Source organism: Methanobrevibacter sp., assembly GCF_017427765.1.
Lineage (GTDB): Archaea > Methanobacteriota > Methanobacteria > Methanobacteriales > Methanobacteriaceae > Methanocatella.
In genome coordinates, this window is the sequence record NZ_JAFRSC010000025.1 from 1 (window position 1) to 20,397 (window position 20,397).

At 33.8% G+C, this 20,397-nt stretch carries 10 protein-coding genes; 7 read left to right on the forward strand and 3 right to left on the reverse strand.

Translation table 11 applies throughout. The annotated features are described in order from the left end of the window. The first annotated feature begins 127 nt into the window (after positions 1-127). On the forward strand, positions 128-403 hold the full coding sequence (gene albA / locus IJL02_RS07035) for a DNA-binding protein Alba (RefSeq protein ID WP_292813935.1): 276 nt from the start codon (positions 128-130) through the stop codon (positions 401-403). A gap of 6 nt (positions 404-409) precedes the next feature. Here albA and IJL02_RS07040 read toward each other — a convergent pair whose 3' ends face one another. Both IJL02_RS07040 and IJL02_RS07045 read right to left on the reverse strand, forming a co-directional pair. After that, positions 410-1,069 (reverse strand): PHP domain-containing protein, encoded by a 660-nt coding sequence (locus tag IJL02_RS07040; protein ID WP_342765176.1) that lies wholly within the window; start codon positions 1,067-1,069, stop codon positions 410-412. 5 nt (positions 1,070-1,074) lie between these two features. Further along, positions 1,075-2,103: a DUF1786 domain-containing protein gene (locus IJL02_RS07045; RefSeq protein WP_292813942.1), complete on the reverse strand. Its 1,029-nt coding sequence runs from the start codon at positions 2,101-2,103 to the stop codon at positions 1,075-1,077. 90 nt (positions 2,104-2,193) lie between these two features. On the opposite strand from IJL02_RS07045, the gene IJL02_RS07050 reads away from it, so the two are divergent. The 3 genes from IJL02_RS07050 to IJL02_RS07060 all read left to right on the forward strand — a co-directional run bounded on the left by IJL02_RS07050 (position 2,194) and on the right by IJL02_RS07060 (position 5,232). Next, entirely contained in the window at positions 2,194-3,495 is a 1,302-nt protein-coding gene (locus IJL02_RS07050; protein WP_292813946.1) for a TrpB-like pyridoxal phosphate-dependent enzyme, read from the forward strand. Positions 3,496-3,887: 392 nt separating this feature from the next. Beyond that, positions 3,888-4,679, forward strand: coding sequence for a ParA family protein (locus IJL02_RS07055; RefSeq protein WP_292813950.1), 792 nt, complete (start codon positions 3,888-3,890; stop codon positions 4,677-4,679). Continuing rightward, a complete protein-coding gene (locus IJL02_RS07060; protein WP_292813953.1) occupies positions 4,669-5,232 on the forward strand; it encodes an AAA family ATPase in 564 nt (187 codons plus the stop codon). Before IJL02_RS07055 ends, IJL02_RS07060 begins: the two co-directional genes overlap by 11 nt. Positions 5,233-5,406: 174 nt before the next feature. Here the strand turns inward: IJL02_RS07060 and IJL02_RS07065 are convergent, their stop codons facing one another. Then, entirely contained in the window at positions 5,407-6,519 is a 1,113-nt protein-coding gene (locus tag IJL02_RS07065; protein WP_292813957.1) for a radical SAM protein, read from the reverse strand. A gap of 185 nt (positions 6,520-6,704) precedes the next feature. On the opposite strand from IJL02_RS07065, the gene IJL02_RS07070 reads away from it, so the two are divergent. The 3 genes from IJL02_RS07070 (at position 6,705) to IJL02_RS07080 (ending at position 20,127) form a co-directional block, all read left to right on the forward strand. Continuing rightward, positions 6,705-7,439, forward strand: coding sequence for a DUF11 domain-containing protein (locus IJL02_RS07070; RefSeq protein WP_292813960.1), 735 nt, complete (start codon positions 6,705-6,707; stop codon positions 7,437-7,439). 743 nt (positions 7,440-8,182) lie between these two features. Continuing rightward, entirely contained in the window at positions 8,183-8,974 is a 792-nt protein-coding gene (locus tag IJL02_RS07075; protein ID WP_292813963.1) for a hypothetical protein, read from the forward strand. Between the two features lie 539 nt (positions 8,975-9,513). Next, the gene (locus IJL02_RS07080; protein WP_292813967.1) at positions 9,514-20,127 is read left to right on the forward strand and encodes a CARDB domain-containing protein; all 10,614 of its coding nucleotides are present in this window, start codon (positions 9,514-9,516) and stop codon (positions 20,125-20,127) included. Positions 20,128-20,397 lie beyond the last annotated feature (270 nt).

Genomic DNA, 20,397 nt, shown 5'->3' on the forward strand with positions numbered 1-20,397 from the left:
AAAAGATAATTATAATATAATTATAATAATATATTATATATTTAATAAATATTTATATTTTAATGTAAAATTTTATGTAAAATTTTATATACATCTAATTTCTTAAATCTTATATGGTGAGTTTAACATGGAAAATAATACTATATTTGTAGGTAGCAAACCTGTCATGAATTATGTTTTGGCAGTCGTTACTCAATTCAATGAAGGATCTAATAGTGTACTTCTCAGAGCTAGAGGTAAAGCTATCAGCCGTGCAGTTGATGCTGCTGAAATTGTTAGAAATAGGTTTGTTCCAGGCTCTGAAGTTACTGACATTCAGATTTCCACTGAGGAAATTGAAAACTATAACAGCGAAAAAACTAATGTTTCTATTATTGAAATTTTAATTGAAAAGGGTGAATAGTTCTTTTTAATCAAATTTCTTTAATATATTTCTTTCAAACAGATATTTTGAAAGATATATATTTGAAGTGCCTTTACCATGTGCTTCTGTCTTGTTTTTAACGATAGCTTTTAATACGCTGTCAATATCCTTTTCACAGTCAATCAGACTGTAGCAGTCACCGACAAATTTCCAGTAATGCGAATCACTTGCACCAAGTGCCGGAATATTTTCTTTAACTGATAACTTTTTTGCCTTATGATTGCAGTATCCTACAATAAATCTTGCGTTTTTTGTCTCGATTGCATCAATGTTCAACTTTTTATAGTCAGTTTTATGCAATAGTCCATGCCGGTAAAAGCAATATGGATGGGGTATAATTGCAAGACCCCCTAAATCATGAATTCTGTCTATAGTTTCTTGCGGTGTTAGGTCCCGAGGTATGATTTCTTCACATCCAAAACCAAGAATATGGCCATGTGATGAAGAAATCTCTATAGATGGAATTGCAAGTATATCTGTATTTCTTGTTTTTTTCAAAACTTCACTTGTTCCATCTACTGTATTGTGGTCGCTGATTGCAATGATGTCAATATTTTCCTTTTGTGCAACCTTTATGATGTCATCAATCTTTGATTGAGAGTCCGGGGAATATTCACTATGTATATGGGAATCCATTTTAAGCATTTTATCTATCCTAATGCAGTTTTAATCAATCCTATAGTTCCGGTCATCATCACATCTCCTCCGGGACATGCATGATGCCAGTCAAGATTGGTTTTTTCAATAAGTTCTCTTTTCGGACCGCTTACAATCACTTTTTCTATTTTTGAAATCGGGTTTAGGACATGTGCGCCATGGCCGTGGTCATTGTAGACCTCTTCGTTTGTAATTTCACCGGAAGCAAGCCTTTTCATATATCTTTCAAGTGACTCGCCGGTAAGACTTGAGGTGTGGTGTTCAAATACGCCCTGAATTTTACCGTCCTCTATTGATGCAGCTGTAGTGTGTCCGTTTCCTATATCTATTACGATGAAGCTGTTTAGGTTTTTGGCTATTTCATCATAGCACATTCCGGCAATTGAAGCGAATTTGGTATCCATTATCAGAGGAACATCTTCAATTCCCTCATCTTTTATTGTTCTTCTTACGGCCTGCATTCTTGTGTAGTATTCAGGCAAATCATCTCTAAAGCCGAACTCCAGCGGTGAGATTGGACGTGAGATTTTTTCTCTTATCTTTTCAAATCTGAAATCACGGTCTCCCATATTTTCATTGTAGCCGTGATCCTGAACTGCGATTGCTATTTCATCAAAATCAAATTCAAGATCATAGCCTAAAAGGAATTCGGATAATTTGGTAATGTTGATGTCTCCTAATGTAATTTTTGTATAGTCTCTGTAGTCTTTTTCATCACTGGCTATTTCAAATCCGAATGATTTTACCTGTTCTAAATTGTCACGAATTGTTTTTGCGCATTTGACCTCCAATACTACATCATAACCTTTTTTCTTATGTTCAAGAAGGGTATTTTTTATTTTTCCCCCGCCCATTATCTCTCCCTTAAGATATATGTCGTTTTCAATTTCCCTAATCTGTTGGGAGATATAAAGATGTGGGGACGGTAAAACCAATTTAATCGAGTTTTCAAGTTCCTTTTCGGTGTCATAAATCATTATATCCTGAGTTCCGGTTCCGACATCAATAGCTAATATTCTCATATTTTTAGATTGTACTTTATATTATTAATAATTGTATAGTACATTTTTGTACAACAAAGCTTTAAATAGTACATTATTATAATTATTATTATGAATTATAAAATTACCTTATCATCTGAAGATGTGCCTAAACAATGGTACAACATTAATGCTGATTTGCCTGTTGAACTTCCTATGCCTAAAAACAGTGAAGGAAAAGATCAGATAGGTTCTTTAACAAAAGCTTTCACAAAAGCAGGCCTTGAACAGGAATTTTCAACCGAAAGATATATCAAAATTCCAAACGAAGTTCGCCAGTTATATATGCAGATGGGAAGACCTTCCCCTTTGTTTAGAGCTACAAAACTTGAAGAATATTTGAACACTCCCGCTAAAATTTACTATAAAAGGGAAGATACATCTCCAACGGGTTCGCATAAGTTGAACTCAGCTATTCCTCAGGCATTTTTTGCTAAAAAAGAGGGTGTAGAAAGATTGACTACCGAAACCGGTGCGGGCCAATGGGGTACAGCACTGTCTTTAGCTTGTAATTTGCTTGATTTGGACTGTACAGTTTATATGGTTAAGGTATCATTCAATCAAAAGCCGGACAGAAAAAACATCATGAACATTTACAACGGTAATGTTTACGCTTCTCCAAGTGAAAATACTAAAATCGGCCGTCAGATTTTGGCTGAAAATCCCGACCATCCGGGGTCATTAGGAGTTGCTATTTCTGAAGCTATGGAAGAGGCTCTTGAAAATGAGGATGTAAAATATTCATTGGGTAGTGTATTAAACCATGTAATGCTTCACCAAACTGTAATTGGTCAGGAACTCAAAACTCAGCTTGAAATTGCCGAAGAAGAGCCAGACGTAATGATTGCATGTGCTGGTGGCGGAAGTAATCTGGCCGGATCTTTGTTCCCATTTATTAAAGACAAGATTGACGGAAATTCAGATACACAATTCATTGCTGTTGAGCCTAGTGCCTGTCCTACATTAACTGAAGGCAGTTATGAATATGACTTTGGTGATGTAAACGGATTTACTCCAATGCTTAAAATGTTTACATTAGGCCATGACTTTGTAGCTCCGACAGTTCATGCAGGTGGTTTAAGATATCACGGTATGTCACCTCAAGTTTCCCTTTTAACTAAAGAGGGATATATTGAACCTAGAACTGCTCATCAAAGGGATGTTTTCGAAGCCGGAATTACTTTTGCCCGTAATGAAGGAATATTGCCAGCTCCAGAAACCACTCATGCAATTAAAGTTGCAATTGATGAAGCTATTAAATGTAAACAGACTGGTGAGGAGAAAACCATTGTGTTTAATTTCTCAGGTCATGGAATGTTGGACCTTAAAGGTTATGCAAGCTATTTTGAAGGAACAATGCAAAACGCAAAATAATCCTTCATTTATTTTTTTTTAAATTTTTTAGTTATAAGTTATAACTTATAACTTGTCAGTGTTAACAAATAAGTGTTAAGTTAGATGTGAAAACAAATAATTTATAAGGAAGAAGTTATAAAATATAACTTATTTGTTAAAAGTTAGTTATGATAAGTTATTTCTTAAAACTTATTTTTTATAACTTCGCAGTTTTAACTTAAAACTTAATTCCTATCCCTTAGAAGTTAGAACTTAGAAGTTATTTCCTTTAAGTTTTAAATTAAAAGTTTTAACTTAATCCTTTTAACTAATACTGAATAACTAATATGTTATTCTTTCTAACTTGTAATTTTTAAGTTATAATTCATAACTAATAACTTAAAACTTATCAGAAATAGGAGAATTCTTTAATGAGTGAAGTAATTGCGGTGATGAATCAAAAAGGGGGCTGTGGTAAGACAACTACTGTTGTAAATACTGCAACATCCCTAGCGGTGATGGGAAAGTCTGTTTTAGTTGTTGATATGGATCCTCAGGCTAATGCAACCACTAGTTTTGGGATCGATAAAACTAAAATAGAAAATACAATATACGAAGCTATCATAGGGGATATAAATGTTAAAAAAGCAACAATTCCTACGTTTATTAAAAATTTGTTTATTATCCCAAGTAATATATCCCTCAGTGGTGCTGGCATGGAGCTTTCTAAACGTGAAAATTATCACATAATTTTAAAAGAAACTCTAAAAGATGTTGTACCATTATTCGACTATATTTTCATCGATTTACCTCCTTCATTAGGCGTTCTTACTGTCAATGCATTAGTAGCTTCAGATAGTGTTCTGATACCTATCCAAGCTGAGTATTACGCCCTTGAAGGGGTCGCTGATTTAATTAATACTATTCAGTTAGTTGAAAAAAGACTCAGAAGCCCAACTCCAATTAAAGGAATTCTCCTTACTCTATATGATAAGAGAACAAGACTCAGCAGAGATGTTCACAAAGAACTGAAAAGCCATTTTGGAGAAAGTAATCTTTTATTCAAAACCATCATTCCAAGAAACATCAGGTTGGCTGAAGCACCAAGTTTTGGTAAACCTTGTTTGATTTACGACCCAGACAGTACTGGAACTAAAGCTTATTTAAAATTAGCTAAAGAGATTCTTAAACGAGACGAGGGGGCTAATATAAATGCCAGGTAAAGGGCTTGGAAGAGGTTTGGATTCATTGATTCCTGATTTTTATGATGAGGATTTTGACAGCAATTCCACACAATCTCTTGAAGATATGTTAAACGAACAGGAAGAACAGGTGGACGAAGTAGAATCTTCAGTTGAAGATAATGAAAAACAGAAAAATATATTTGAAGAAATTGAGGAAGAAAATGATAAAAAAGATGATTCTACTGCCTCTGGAGTTTCAGATGGCGATGATGAAGGACAAGAAGAAATCCAAGCAGATAAAGATGATGAAGACAATAGCTCATCCGAAGAGGGCTCTGGCGATACATCTTCTCAAGACAGCGTACAGACATCACAAAAAATACAGGTAGACCCATCACATATTGATGAGGTTACTCAAATTGTAGACAAGAATCCAAGAATAACCCTTTGGTCTTCAAGATCTGCAGCTGTTTTAAGATATTTAAGAAAAACAGAACCGGAATTCAGTATTTCAAAGGAAGCTTCAACTTTAATTGATGAAGCGGTTTCTAAAAAATATCCTGAAATTTGGGAACTTTTCGACCAATACTGATTTTTTTACTATAACTTTTTTTGTTTCAATATATTTTATTTTACACTTGAAATAGTTATTCGATATTTTTTTAAAATCTATTTGATGTGAAAATTTTCTATTATTTTAATTCATTTTACACTAAATAATTTAAAATAAATTTTTCTTTAATTGTCAAAATAACGATTAAAAATATTAAAAATCAAAAGTTGTTTGATATTGTCCGCTTATTTTTATATATGGCTCTGCTCTATCCACTACAACACCTAATTTTCTCAGCTGTTCTTTATTTGTAAATGGTGTTTTTTTCCTAATAGATATTATCTGGCGGGCTGATTTTACACCGATTCCCGGCACTCTTATCAGTTCTATTAGTGGTGCACTGTTGATTTCTACAGGAAATATATCCATATTTTTTGCAGCCAGAATCTTTGGATCTTGTGTCAATGATAACTTATCATCTTCATCAAAAACAAGTTCCTTAACTTTATAGTGATAATCGTTAAGCAAACTGTCTGCATTATAGAGTTTGGCGGTTCTGTCAGTCGAACATGCCTCTTTATTGGAATATTCTGTATCTTCAATTGGAGTGAATGCAGAAAAATATGTTCTCTTCAGGTCTGATTTTTTGTATATTTTTTCCATTCTCTGGAGAATTTCCCTGTCACTTTCATTGTTTGCACCGACAATCAGCTGTGTGGTATGAGTAGAATTTGGATAAGTTGTACTTTTATGCTGCAGACTGTTAATCCAGGAAAGCCTTTTTAGAATGTCTTTGTTGTAATCTTTAGTAGAAGATAGCTCCGCAAGACCTGACGGGGTTGCAGCTTCAATATTTATACTGACTCTGTTTGCAAGAGCCATAGCTCTTTTAATAGAATCCTTGCTTGCTCCCGGAACAACTTTCAAATGAATATAATCATCATAACCGTATTTTTTTCTCAAAAGCTGGACGGTTTCAATCTGTTTTTCCATTGTTTCATCAACATCACCAGATATTCCTGAGCTTAAAAACAGTCCATTAACCATTCCTCTGTTATAATAACCAAGAAATGCTTTTGCAAGCTCTTCTGGTGAAAGTTCAAGTCGTGTAAAGTTTCTTTTGGATTGGTTAATGCAGTACTTGCAGTCATTTTTGCATTTATTTGTTAAAAGGGTTTTGAAAAGAGGAATTTTACAGCCGTTATGACCTATAGCTTCGTAGATTCCAGGCAAATTCACCTGAGAGCTCTTGTTGTGACTTACATAATCACAAAGATCATACTGTGCTGAATCTGTTAGGATTTTCATCTTTTCTAAAGTACTCATAATAATATTATATTGTTTTTAGTAAATAGATTTATGTTTCTTTTTAATGAATTAATATAATATCAAATAGATTGCAGGCTGTCCAATTCATCTATTTTTTATAAAGTTTATATACAGATTTTATTAAATATTATATTGTATTTGGGATTTATTTTCCCTAATATATTGACCATTATGGTGAAAAAATGAGTTTGAATTCAAAAATATTGAAGCTTTCTATTGTAATTGCATTGATTTTAATGCTTATTCCAATAGTTGCTGCACAAGAAACTGATGATTCTGTTCTAACAGCAGATTCAAGTAGTGATATAATTCAATCTCAGGAAAACGTAGCCGAAAATGTGGTTGGCGTTGAAGATCAATCAGACGATAATACTATATCTGAAGACGATGATGATTTATCAAACAGTGTTGATGTAACCTCTACTGGCGAATCCAGCGCTGATTTGGAAATTGTTTCATATACAACACCTAACAAATTAAAAGTTGGGGACGATTTTGAAATGGCTTTTGTTGTATATAACCATGGTCCTGATAAAGCTGAAAACGTCGTCGCATTTGCCGGAATTATTGAAGGTGATATAGTTTGGGAATCATTCATTAATGATAAAGGAAACTATGATCCTGTAACAGGCATATGGGACATTGGAGATTTGGAAAATGAGGATTCTGCAACATTAATCATTTTTGGTTATGTAGTATCCGATACTCCTATCGTGGTATATTCTAATGTAACCAGCGATACTCCAGATGCTGATGAATCAAACAACGAACATTTTGAGGATGTATTTGTTGAGGATATTAATGATGGAAGTGTTTCAAAAGATGCTTCAGCATTACATGCAACAGGTAATCCTGTTTTAATGGCTATATTAGCATTATTGGCTATAGTCGGTGTAAGTTTAAAAAGAAAAGATTAAATGAGATGAATTGTATTTTAGTGGTGGAATTAAAATATATTGGAGATAATAAATATACCATTTAAAAGTTGTTTAGAAGTGCTATTTAAATTAATGTATTAGGATTTTAAAAATTCTGGTTCATATAGTTTAAACCGTGAATAAACCTGCACATTCGCAAAGTTGATGGTAATGAATTATATATTGTTTCCTTATGTAGGTTTTAGAAAAAATAATCTATAATCTTATAGATTCAACGCCATTTTTTCTTTTTAAACCATACAATTTTTCAGATTATGTCCACTAAAAATTCTTATTTTAATATATTATACTGTGATTTTTACAATATCTGTGCTTATTTTACAATATATTTTCTATGTTAATATTTGCGAATTTACAATAACTGGAAATTTTTCGATTTTTTCCAGCGTTTTTTATGAAACTTTGAAAATGATTCATTGAATTATAGTAATTTATACAAATCTTCAATTTTTTGAGATATATTGAATATATTGACAATAAATATCAAATAGATATCAGACTGTATATTTTTTGAGGAAAATTTAGTTAAACTGTAAACTTTATATACTATGAAAATTCTAATATAACATTAGTTATTATTGATGCTGTTAGATTACCGTATCGACAATAACGATGAGAAAATATTGTTGTACAATATTATATATAAATAAATAAAATTGAATGAATGAAAGGTGCTGACAATGAACTTAAACTCTAAAATATTAAAATTATCCATACTATTTATGTTAATTTTAGTATTGATTCCAGCAGCTAGCGCTATGGATTCAGAAGGATCTTTTTACCAGGAGTATGAAGTCCAGGAGTGCGAGGAAGTTGTCGAAGAGTATACTAACTATGAAGTTGAATATACTCAATCTGACGTGTCTTCCCAAACAGATTATGAGGAAGCTGATTTTATAGACAATTCAAATACTGATCAGCCAGCAGATCAAAATGAAGACGCTGTCGAAATTGCAGAATTGAACTTGGATTCTGCCCCAGAAACTCAGGATATTGTTGATCAGAATATGGATGACATTGATATTGAACTTCCATCCAATGATGTAGATAATATAGTGAACAATATCGATGAGACTAGTAATGATGAATTGACATATAAAACAATTAGTGTTAATTATCAAGGTTCAATTTTTATTTCAAAATATGATACAACTTTTAATTATAATTTAATTAATCAAATATTATATACTGGAATGACGACGAACTTTAAGTCCACGAGCTTAAAACGCAGTGTACTTAAGGTACTGGAATTGAAAAATAATCTTTTAACTAAACAAGATATGCAGATGTTTTTAGATGAAAATGAGATTGATGAGATAGACGACATTATCGTCTGCATAAATAATACCAGCACTGATTTTGCATACAGTATTGATAATTCCATTATTGGTGATGAATGCAGTATCTTTTTCATTGGTAACTCTTGTTTTTTAAAATTTTATCCTTGTTTTGATGCTATTTTTTGTTGTAAACCTTTAACCGTTGAACATTTTTTGCGTGGTGATTTTTCGTGAATTGCTTCGGACTTTTTTGTGGAAATTTTGCTGTTGAATGTGTGAGTACTCTATCTTTGATGATGGATGCACCTCAATCAGGGGTCAATCTGATAAAAATTAAGTAACTATAGCCCATTCAATTGTTTTAAATCGCTAAATGGTTTAAAGTGGTTGACTATAGGCATTTTGATAATATGCAATTATCAGATCAGTTATTTTAAATCGGTAAATGGTTTTTATATGGCTGGTTTACAAAAGTTATTTCAATTCAAATATAGTATATTAGAGAATATATTATATGCAAGTATATTTTATACTAGTTCTATTTGACTAGGGCTAGTTTGGGTAGGTATTCTAATTTATTTTTTAGAATTTTACCAAATTTTTCTATTTTTTGCTATTTTTCCGAAACATTTATATATGGATTAATTATATATTATAGGGTAGTGTAGAAGTACACTTCTTTCATAAATTCTATTTTTTTATATTATTGGTACACGTTTTTTCTCATGAAAAGCGAATTTCAAAAAAATTTGAAATTCATATGAGGTAAAAACATGAAAATTAATGCGAAATTTTTAGTCGTCGCTTTTATTCTGGCGATCTTTTCAGTAGGTGTTGTTGCAGCTAGTGAAGACGTTGGCCTAGAATCAAGCGAGTTAACTCAAGTTCCACATGAACAGGTTGTTTCAGTTTCTGAGCCAACAGTTCCGGAAGTTGAAACGACAAATTATGAGACGTCTGCTAATGATATTAATAATGAAATATCTGTAAGTTCAGACAAAAATGTAACTGATTCTTATTCAAAAGAATCTTTAAAACAGAGTAAAAAGGGAGAATCATTGTTGGGAGCATCTAATGATGAAGAAGTATTAAGTGCTACCCACTATTTGTCTGGTAATACTTTCGCTGATCTTCAAAATGCAATAAATAATGCACAGGCTGGAGATATAATCGATTTACAGGGCAAAACTATATCTGGATACAGATCATTGAGTTGTAATAAAAATATTATTATAGCGAATGGTAATTTGGATGGAAATGATTATTTGGCCGCATATAATTTCCAAAATTGTAAGTTGGAAAATTTAACATTATCAAACTTCCATATGAGCTGGGGTGCATCAATTAATTATTGTACATTAAATAATGTTGCTTTCAATAATTTTTTAACAGATAAGGGTTGTACCTTTGCAATTAGATACTGTAATTTGGAAAGTGTTAACTTTACTAATTGTCATTCATTAATGCCTGCTGATCCAGAAGGAGAAGACTTTGAAACAGGTGTAATGATTGTTACTTATGGTTCTAATTATAATAACTGTTATTTTACTAATTGTTCAACAAATAGACATTCCGGTGCAATTTGTGTAGCTGGAAGTCCGGGCAACACTGCAAATATTACAAATTGTGTATTTTATAATTGTTCATCCGGTGTAGGTGGAGCAATTTATTTACATGGTACAGGACTTACAGAAAATCATCACAGTAATATTATTAACTGTTCATTTATAGATTGTAAAGCTACAGAATATGGTGGTGCAATTGGTTCTAGTCAGGATTATTTAAATATTGAAAATTGTGATTTTTATAATAATAGTGCTAAAAAAGGAGGCGCTATTATGGTTGGAGGTATCACACATGGTTTAGATGGAGATAATTCCGAAGGTCACAATAATTTATTAAATAATTGTTCTTTCTTCAATAACATTGCTACTGAAGAAGGTGGTGCAGTTCACATTACCGGGGACAATAATGAAGCTATAAATTGTGTTTTTGATGATAACTTTGCTCATAGTGGTAACGGTTCAGCTATTTACGTTTATGGTGTAAATGCTTCTGTTTATGATTCAAATTTCACCAATCATGACTGTGCAAGAGGAACTGTTTATATCTATGGTGAAAATTCAACCATTCAGGGTTCCTTTTTTGAAAACAACACAGCTTCCAAAGGCGGCGCTGGTGTTTATATTTTTGGAAACAATACCTTTTTGGATAATAATGTCTTTAACGGAAATAATGCTACAATTCACGGTGGTGCAATTCACACCCACGGTAACAATGCAATAATTTCAAATTCAGTGTTTACAAATAACAATGTACTTCCTAATGTCACTGACAAATCTCAGGGGTTAGGTGGAGCTATCTATATTCATGGAGACAATAATTTAATTTACAACTCCAATTTTACTGGAAACACTGCTCGTAACGGATCTGCAATCTATAATAATGGGGATAATTTCACTATTGAAAATGGTAATTTCCTAAACAATCAGGCTTGGAGTTATATTATCATTATAATTACAGATCCTCCTTCACCTATGTATTACAATGAAACTCAAGAGGTAAAAGTCAATTTAACAATGATTGGTGGAGACAATATTATCAACGCTATTCACAATGCTGAAGATCCAAACCAGATTTATCTCTACAATGTAACTTATTATCATTCCACAACCAACACTACACGTACCACTTCCCAAGAGGAAATTCACCCTAGAGACGGTGTTGAAAATAGTGAAGGTGGAAAATATATATATCAGGATGACCGTGAGGATTTACAGGTTATTAATGTTGTTGTAACTCGTGATAGTGATAATAAAGTAATTCTTAATACTACTGGAGATGATTTAAGAACTGGTCTTTATGGTAATGTTACTGTAACATTGGACCCTATATTGTTCGCCGGAAATTATACAATTTTTGCAGAACACCCTGATGATGAAAACTACACTGCTATTTCAAATACAACTCACTTTGAAATTCTTCCTCATGTTGATGTAAGTGTTACCAAAACCAGTAATAAGGATGTTTATATTGTTGGTGAAGAGGCAATATTCACAATAGTTGTTAGAAATGTGGGAAGTAATGCAACCAATGTAACTGTAAGGGATATTCTTCCTGATTCTTTAACATTTGTTTCAGCGGTAGCTACTCAGGGAACTTATGATTCTTCAACAAATATCTGGTCAGTAGGAGACATGACAAACGGATCATCTAAAACTTTAACTTTAACAGTTACAACCACAGAAATCGGCAGCTTTGACAATGTTGTTAATGTAACTAGCAACGAAAAAGATTGGAATTTATCAAATAACGTTGCAAACAAAACCATTAAGGTAGATATATACTACACCAAGGAAGCTAACGTTACAAACACTTCTGCCGGTGAATATTTCGAATATTATTTAAGCGTCTACAATGTCGGTGATTCCACATATAGCCAGACTTTAAGAATTCGTGATGTTTTACCTGAAGGTGTTCAATATACTGGCATCTATAATTTGCAGGGCGCTGACTTAATCACATACATTAATTATGGATTTGAACAGATTTGGGAAATCACTAATATTTCTAAAGGCACACATGCAATAATCACAATTAAGGTTAAAGCACTTAAAGATGGTGTCTGGAACAATACCATGTATGTATGGAATTTCCCTCCAGTAAATGCAACCGTTAATGTATCTTCCAACGCTGATTTACGTGTTATTAAAGAAGTTTCAGTTAAAAATACTAAAAATGGTGATTTAATCAACTGGACCATCTTTGTTAAAAACGAAGGTCCAAGTATAGCTATGGGCGCATATGTTGATGATATATTGCCGGCCGGATTGGAAATTTACGGAATGTCTGTCGCTTCTAAAGGCGGATATGATAGAGACAATGGTAGATGGACTATCGGTGATATGGCTGTTGGTGAAATCCAGACTTTAACAATAACTACTAGAGTAACAGTTTCCAATGCCAACATTACTAATGAAGCTACTGTTAACAGTACAACTCCAGATCCAAATCCTAAAAACAATTACGATAATGAAACCACTGAAGTAACTCCTGAAGGGGACGTCGGTGTTGAAAAAACTGTTTCAGTTCACGATGTAAATCATGGGCAAATTGTCTATTGGACAATTGTGGTTACTAATTACGGTCCTGATACAGCTACTGGCGTATTTGTAACTGATGTATTGCCAACTGGTTTACAGTATATTAATTCAACTAAAAGTAAAGGTAAGGATTATAATCCTGTAACCGGTAATTGGAACATTGGAAACTTAGCTAAAGGCGAAAATGCTACTTTAACTATTTACACCAGAGCAGTCGATCATAATGTATTAATTAATAATATAGCTACTGTAAACAGCACATCAATAGATACAAATCCAAATAATAATAAAGATGATGACTACATTAACATCGGCCCTGAAGCAGATTTAGAGCTAGTCAAAGTTGTAAACAAACATGAAGTTATAAAAGGTGACATTGTAATTTGGACAATTACTGTTATTAATCACGGTCCGAATGATGCAATTGATGCATATGTGGAAGACCTTTTACCTAAAGGTTTAGAATTTATTTCATCTTCTTCTCCAAGAAGATATGATAATAATACTGGCAGATGGGATATTGGACACTTATCCAATGGTTCTAATGCAACTCTAACTATCGTGACAAGAGTTTTAGCTTCTAATGAAATTATTAAAAATTATGCTATTACCAATTCATCTACTTATGACCCAGACCCTTATAATAATAATGATGAAGACGGTATTACAGTGAAAACTGAAGCTGACGTGGGTATTATTAAAATAGTATCTAATAAAACAGCTCATTATGGTGACACCGTAATATGGACAGTCAATGTTACAAATTATGGTCCAAACGTGGCTGAAAATGTCGTTGTAACCGATTTATTGCCTGCTGGTTTAATAATTATTGGTTCTCCATCACACAGTCAAGGACATGTGTATGTAGACGGTTCAGGTAACGGAATTTGGAACATCGGTAATTTAGCAGTTAATGAAAGTGTTTCAGCTATAATTAACTCTAAAATCAATACAACCGATACTACTATAATCAATGTTGTAAAAGTAAATACTACTTCCCATGATCCAAATCCATCAAATGATATTGCGGAAAACAGGACTGTAATTCCTCCTGAAGCTGATGTTGAAGTAATTAAAACAGTTAATAATGTAACTCCAAATAAAAATGATACAATTGTTTGGACTATAACCGTTATTAACCACGGTCCGGATGTGGCTGAAAATGTTATTGTAACTGATATCTTGCCTGCTGGTGTGGAATATGTATCACATCAAGGTTCATATCACCGCAGCACTGGAGTATGGGATGTCGGTAGCTTAGCACATAAAGAATCAAAAACTCTAAACATTACCACAAAAGTTGTTGACACTGGTAAAATAACAAATGAAGTGAACGTAACCACTACAACTTACGATACAGATTTAACAAACAATTATGACAACGAAACTATTGATGTACCTGCAATCGCTGATTTGGTAATTACCAAGGAGGTTTCAAATAAGACTCCTAAATTCGGTGATTTGATTAACTGGACTATTACAGTTACCAACAACGGACCTAACAATGCAAGAAATGTTGTCGTTAATGATAAATTGCCTAAAGGTTTAATTTATGTAACTCATAATGCTACCAAAGGTTTATATGATTCCGTACAGGGAATCTGGCAAATCGGTGATGTGTTGCACTTTGGAAGTGAAAGAATAATCATTACTACCCGTGTAAACGTTACCAACACTACTATTACTAACGTGGCTGTTGTAACTTCAACTACTCCGGATTCCAATGAAACCAACAACAAGGCTAACAATACCACTACTATAGGTCCTGTTGCTGATGTGGCTATTGAAAAATTGGTAAATAATCACGGTCCTAAAAAAGGAGATAATATTGTCTGGACTATTATTGTAACCAACAACGGTCCTGATGTGGCTGTTAATGCTGTTGCAACTGATGTTTTACCTGCTGGTTTAATTTTCGTTAGTGCTACTGGTGATGGTAGTTACGACAATAAAACTAATTTATGGACTATAGGCGACATTGAAAATAAGGCAACAAGAGTATTATATATTACAACAAAAGTGAATGTTACAAAAGCAGTAATTACAAACACTGTTAATGTTACTTCAGACACTCCTGATTCTGATGATTCTAACAACGAAGACAATGAAACCATTGATGTAGGTCACGAAACTGATTTAAAAATAGTTAAAACAGTATCTAATTCCACTCCAAAATCCGGAGATGAAATTACCTGGAACATTACTGTTTTCAATCTAGGTCCTGATGATGCTATTGAAACTGTTGTTAATGATAAACTGCCTGCAGGTTTGATTTGGATTGGAGATGACAGTAACGGTGCATATAACCACATTACCGGAATATGGAACATCGGAACCTTAGCTCATCACACCAATGTGACTTTGTTAATCAGAACCTTGGTAAATGTTTCAGGTGTAAGCATTACAAACATTGCTAATGTAACCACCGACACTCACGATACCAATGAGTCAAACAACGAAGACAATGATACCATTGATGTTCCTGCAGATCCGAAAGCAGATTTATCAATCGTTAAAGAGGTTTCAAACAAGACTCCTCACAAAGGAGATGAAATAACTTGGACTATTACTGTAACCAATAACGGTCCTGATACAGCATACAATGTAACTGTAACTGATAAATTGCCTGCTGGTTTGGTTTATAAAACTGATGACTCAAACGGAAAATACAATAAAACAACTGGCATATGGACTATTGGAGAATTGGCTAACACAAAATCTGTAAGTTTGGTAATCACTACCCTGGTAAACATTACCAACACTACTATTACTAATGTAGCTAACGTAACTTCAACTACTCCTGACCCTAATGATGAAAACAACAAAGCAAACAACAACACAACTGTAGCTCCTGAAGCTGATTTGGAAATTGTCAAATTGGTATCCAACACTACTGTTAAGAAAGGCGACATCATAACATGGACTATTGTTGTAACAAACAAAGGTCCGGATGCTGCATTGAATGTATATGTGAGAGATGAATTGCCTAATGGATTAATATTAAACGGCTATTCAAAAACTAAAGGATTGTTTGATACCGATTCTTTCACCTGGTTTATTCCTAGTTTGGCTAAAGGCGAATCACAGAATTTAACCTTAAGGACTTTGGTAAACGTTACCAACAGAACTTTAGTCAACACTGCAAATGTTACAAACGATGTTTATGACCCTAACAAGACCAACAACGAAGCGAACAACAATACTACTGTAGTTCCTGAAGCTGACCTTGAAGTTATCAAGACAGCTATGAATTCAACTGTGAAAAAAGGAGATGTTCTAGGTTGGAACATTACCATTATCAATCACGGTCCGGACACTGTATCTGAGATTTCAATAGCTGATAAAGCTCAAACAGGATTGATATTTGTTGATTTACACGGTAGATTAATTAACGGACAGGTAGTAACTGATAAAATTAAAGTCAATTTGCAGGCCGGAGAGTCAATGACAATTTATGTCGTTACTTTGGTTAATGCGTCAAATGTCAATTTGACTAATGAAGTTGATGTAAAAGGAGATATTTATGATCCTAACCCAGAAAACAACTATGACAATGATACTGTTGAAGTTCTTCCAAGAGCTGACATTGTTGTAGAAAAGACTGTTTCATCAAATGTAACCAGAAAAGGTGAGGAAATTACCTGGACTATTACTGTAACCAATAACGGTCCTGATACTGCTGTTAATACCAGAGTGACTGATAAGTTGCCTAAAGGTGATTTAATCTACAATGGTCATAAGGCTGATGTGGGTAATTATGATCCTGAAAGCGGTGTCTGGATTGTTGGTGATTTGGCCAGCGGCGTTTCAAAAACATTGACAATCAAGACTATTGTAAACATTACAAACAAGACTATCATTAACGTTGCTAACGTAACCAGTGATACTCCTGGAAACAAAACCAACGACACTGACAATACAACTTCTGAGCCTAAAGCTGATTTGGTTGTTGTAAAAGAAGTATCCAATAAAAACCCAATATTTGGCGAAGAGATTACATGGACTGTTACTGTAACCAACAAAGGTCCTGATGTGGCAGTAAATGCCAAAGTAACAGATAAATTGCCTGATGGTTTGATATTCGTTAAATCAAATGGTAATTATAATGCAACTACTGGCGTTTGGACTGTCGGTGATTTGGCTAATGGTGAAAGTAAATCTTTAGTAATAACCACTCGTGTTAACATTACTAATGCAACCATTGAAAATATTGCTAATGCAACCAGTGACACTCCTGGAAACAATACTCCTGGAAACAATACAACTGATGTAGGTTCAATTGCTGATTTGGAAGTAGTTAAATTGGTATCCAACACTACAGCCAAAACAGGTGAAATTATCACCTGGACTATTATTGTTACCAACAATGGTCCTGATGCTGCTAAAAACGTGAATGTGACTGATAAGTTACCTGCAGGATTGACTTATAAGACTCATAAGGCAGATTATGGTGTTTATGATCCTTCACAGGGTATTTGGGTCATCGGTGATATGGCTAAAGGTCAGTCATACAAATTAACTATTAACACTATTGTGGACATTGTTAACGGCACTATTGAAAATGTTGCTGTTGTAAACTCATCCACTCCGGATAACAACACTGACAACAATAAGGCTAACAATAACACTACTGTTAATGAAAACGCTGATTTGGTAATCGTTAAAGAGGTTTCAAATAAGGCTCCTCACAAGGGAGACACTATTACATGGACTGTAACTGTAACCAACAATGGACCTTCCGAAGCTAAAAACGTAAAAGTAACAGATAAATTACCTGAAGGATTAGTATTTAAAGGTTCAAATGGTGCTTACGACCCTGAAACCGGTGTATGGACTGTTGGTGATTTAGCAAACGGCAAATCCGTAAGTTTAGTAATAACCACTATTGTAAATATTACCAATAAGACTATTACTAATGTTGCTAACGTAACCTCTGATACTCCTGATTCAAATAAAACCAATAATGAAGCAAACAATACTACTGATGTTGCTCCTGAAGCTGATTTGGAAGTAATAAAAACTGTAAGCAATTCAACTCCTAAAAAAGGAGATATTATCATTTGGACTATTATTGTTACCAACAATGGTCCTGATGCTGCAGTCAATGTAAGAATAGTTGATACAATTCCTGAAGGACTTTTAGTTGTTGGCGATGCAATGACTAAAGCTACAAAAGAAGTTGTCATTGAAATTCCTAAACTTGATGCTGGAAAATCAGCCGAGTTTACAATTAAGACAGTGGTCAACGTTACCAACGCAACTTTAAGAAATGTTGTTGTAGCTAATTCAAATACATACGATCCAAATGAAACCAACAACAAGGACAATGAAACTGCTGAAGTGCCTGCAGAAGCTGATTTGGAAATCATCAAATTGGTATCCAACTCCACTGCTCACAAAGGTGACATTATCGTCTGGACTGTTAAAGTAACAAACAACGGTCCTGATGTTGCTGAAAAAGTATATGTAAATGATATCTTGCCTAACGGATTGGTTTACAAAGCTCACAATGCAAATAAAGGATTGTTCGATTCAAACAAATTGGTATGGTTCATTGAATCTTTAGCTAATGGAGAGACTCAAACATTAACCATTGAAACTTTAGTAAATACTACTAACACTAAAATTACAAACATCGTTAATGTAACTTCAGATACTCCAGATTCAAATAAAACCAACAATGTAGCTAATAACATTACTGATGTTCCTCCTGAAGCGGACATTGGTGTTGTTAAAGAAGTGAATGCAACAGAATGTGCAAAAGACCAAATCGTTGAATGGAAAATTACCATGACAAACCATGGTCCTGACGGCGCTACAGATGTTGTTGTAAAAGATAACTTGCCTGACACATTAATATTCATCAGTGCAGACGGTAATTATAACCCTGAAACCGGCATCTGGACAATTGATTATTTAGCTAGTGGTGAAACCCGTGTTTTAACCATTATCACTAAAATCAACACTACAGGTATGGTGATTGTAAACAATGTTACTGCAACCAGCGGTGTATACGATCCGGACATGAGCAACAACAAAGCATCAAACAACACTACTGTTGTAAAAGAAACTTTAGCTGACTTGGTAATCGTTAAAGAGGTTTCAAACAAGAATCCTCACAAAGGAGATGAAATAACCTGGACTATTACTGTAACCAATAATGGTCCTGATACTGCAAAAGACGTAGTTGTAAGTGATAAATTGCCTGATGGATTAATATTTAAAGATGCAAACGGCAATTATAACCCTGCTACTGGTGTATGGACTGTTGGAGATTTAGAAAACGGTAAATCTGTAAGTTTAATTATAACTACTGTAGTTGACATTACAAACAGTAATGTAACAAACGTAGCTGTTGTAAACTCCACTACTCCTGACAACAACACAGATAACAACAAGGACAATGACACTATAGTCGTTGACCCTGAAGCTGATATCGCAGTAATTAAAACAGTATCCAACCCAACTCCTGAAAAAGGTGATGTGATTACCTGGACTATTGTTGTAACCAACTTCGGTCCTGATGCGGCTAAAAACGTTGTAGTTGAAGAGACATTACCTGAAGGATTACAGTTAATGGCTACTAAAGGAAGCAAAGGTGCATATGAAAACGGAATTTGGACTGTTGGAGATTTAAATAATCAAGAACAGGCAACATTAACATTAACAACTAAAGTAACCGTTTCAGGCGGTACTATTGAAAATATTGTTGTTGCAAGTTCATCCACACACGATTCAAATAAAACCAACAACAGAGATAAGGAAGTAACTAATCCAAAACCTGTTGAAACCAGTGCTGATTTGGAAATTACCAAAGTCGCTAATGTGGATAAAGTAAAAGTAGGCGATGAGTTCATTTGGATTATTACTGTTGTAAACCACGGTCCTGATGTTGCGAAAAACGTTCGTGTAACTGATTGGGCAACCGGTGACTTTGAAATCCTAGACATTATCGTGTCTAAAGGAGACTTTGACATAAATACCGGAATTTGGACTGTAGGAGATATGGAAGATGGCGAGACTGTAACATTGGAACTCATATGCAAAGCATTGAGTGATGTTGATGCGGTAAACCACGCTTCTGTAGAAAGTGATACTCCAGATCCAAATGAGGACAACAACTATGACATGTCTTCAGTTGACGTATACACTCCATCTCCGGACAATCCGGTAAAACACAGCATTCCAAAAGCTCATACCATGCATGCTACAGGTAATCCAATCGTAATGGTTCTCTTAGCACTTTTAGCTATTGTTGGAGTAACCTTAAGAAGAAAAAACTAAACACATGATGGGAATTAATTTTCCCATACTTTTTTTATTTTTCACATATTTTCAAACTATATTTTAATTGAAGTTAGCTGTCATTAAATTTATTATAACCAGTAAACTATCATTTTAATAAATGCTATTTTTTAAAATATCAACTCTTTCAAACCGTTTTTATAAAAATTATCGCTGAATCTACATAAGATTAACCAGATTCATTATTTTTTAATAATTCAAATATTTTAAAAGTCATTAATGACATATTTATCTATGATTAGATTAGAT

Bases quoted from the DNA above. Each gene is read 5' to 3' on its own strand.
- IJL02_RS07065 (WP_292813957.1), bottom strand. From the start codon at position 6,519: ATGAGTACTTTAGAAAAGATGAAAATCCTAACAGATTCAGCACAGTAT.
- IJL02_RS07060 (WP_292813953.1), top strand. From the start codon at position 4,669: ATGCCAGGTAAAGGGCTTGGAAGAGGTTTGGATTCATTGATTCCTGAT.
- IJL02_RS07045 (WP_292813942.1), bottom strand. From the start codon at position 2,103: ATGAGAATATTAGCTATTGATGTCGGAACCGGAACTCAGGATATAATG.
- IJL02_RS07070 (WP_292813960.1), top strand. From the start codon at position 6,705: ATGAGTTTGAATTCAAAAATATTGAAGCTTTCTATTGTAATTGCATTG.
- IJL02_RS07040 (WP_342765176.1), bottom strand. From the start codon at position 1,069: ATGCTTAAAATGGATTCCCATATACATAGTGAATATTCCCCGGACTCT.
- IJL02_RS07055 (WP_292813950.1), top strand. From the start codon at position 3,888: ATGAGTGAAGTAATTGCGGTGATGAATCAAAAAGGGGGCTGTGGTAAG.
- albA (WP_292813935.1), top strand. From the start codon at position 128: ATGGAAAATAATACTATATTTGTAGGTAGCAAACCTGTCATGAATTAT.
- IJL02_RS07075 (WP_292813963.1), top strand. From the start codon at position 8,183: ATGTTAATTTTAGTATTGATTCCAGCAGCTAGCGCTATGGATTCAGAA.
- IJL02_RS07050 (WP_292813946.1), top strand. From the start codon at position 2,194: ATGAATTATAAAATTACCTTATCATCTGAAGATGTGCCTAAACAATGG.
- IJL02_RS07080 (WP_292813967.1), top strand. From the start codon at position 9,514: ATGAAAATTAATGCGAAATTTTTAGTCGTCGCTTTTATTCTGGCGATC.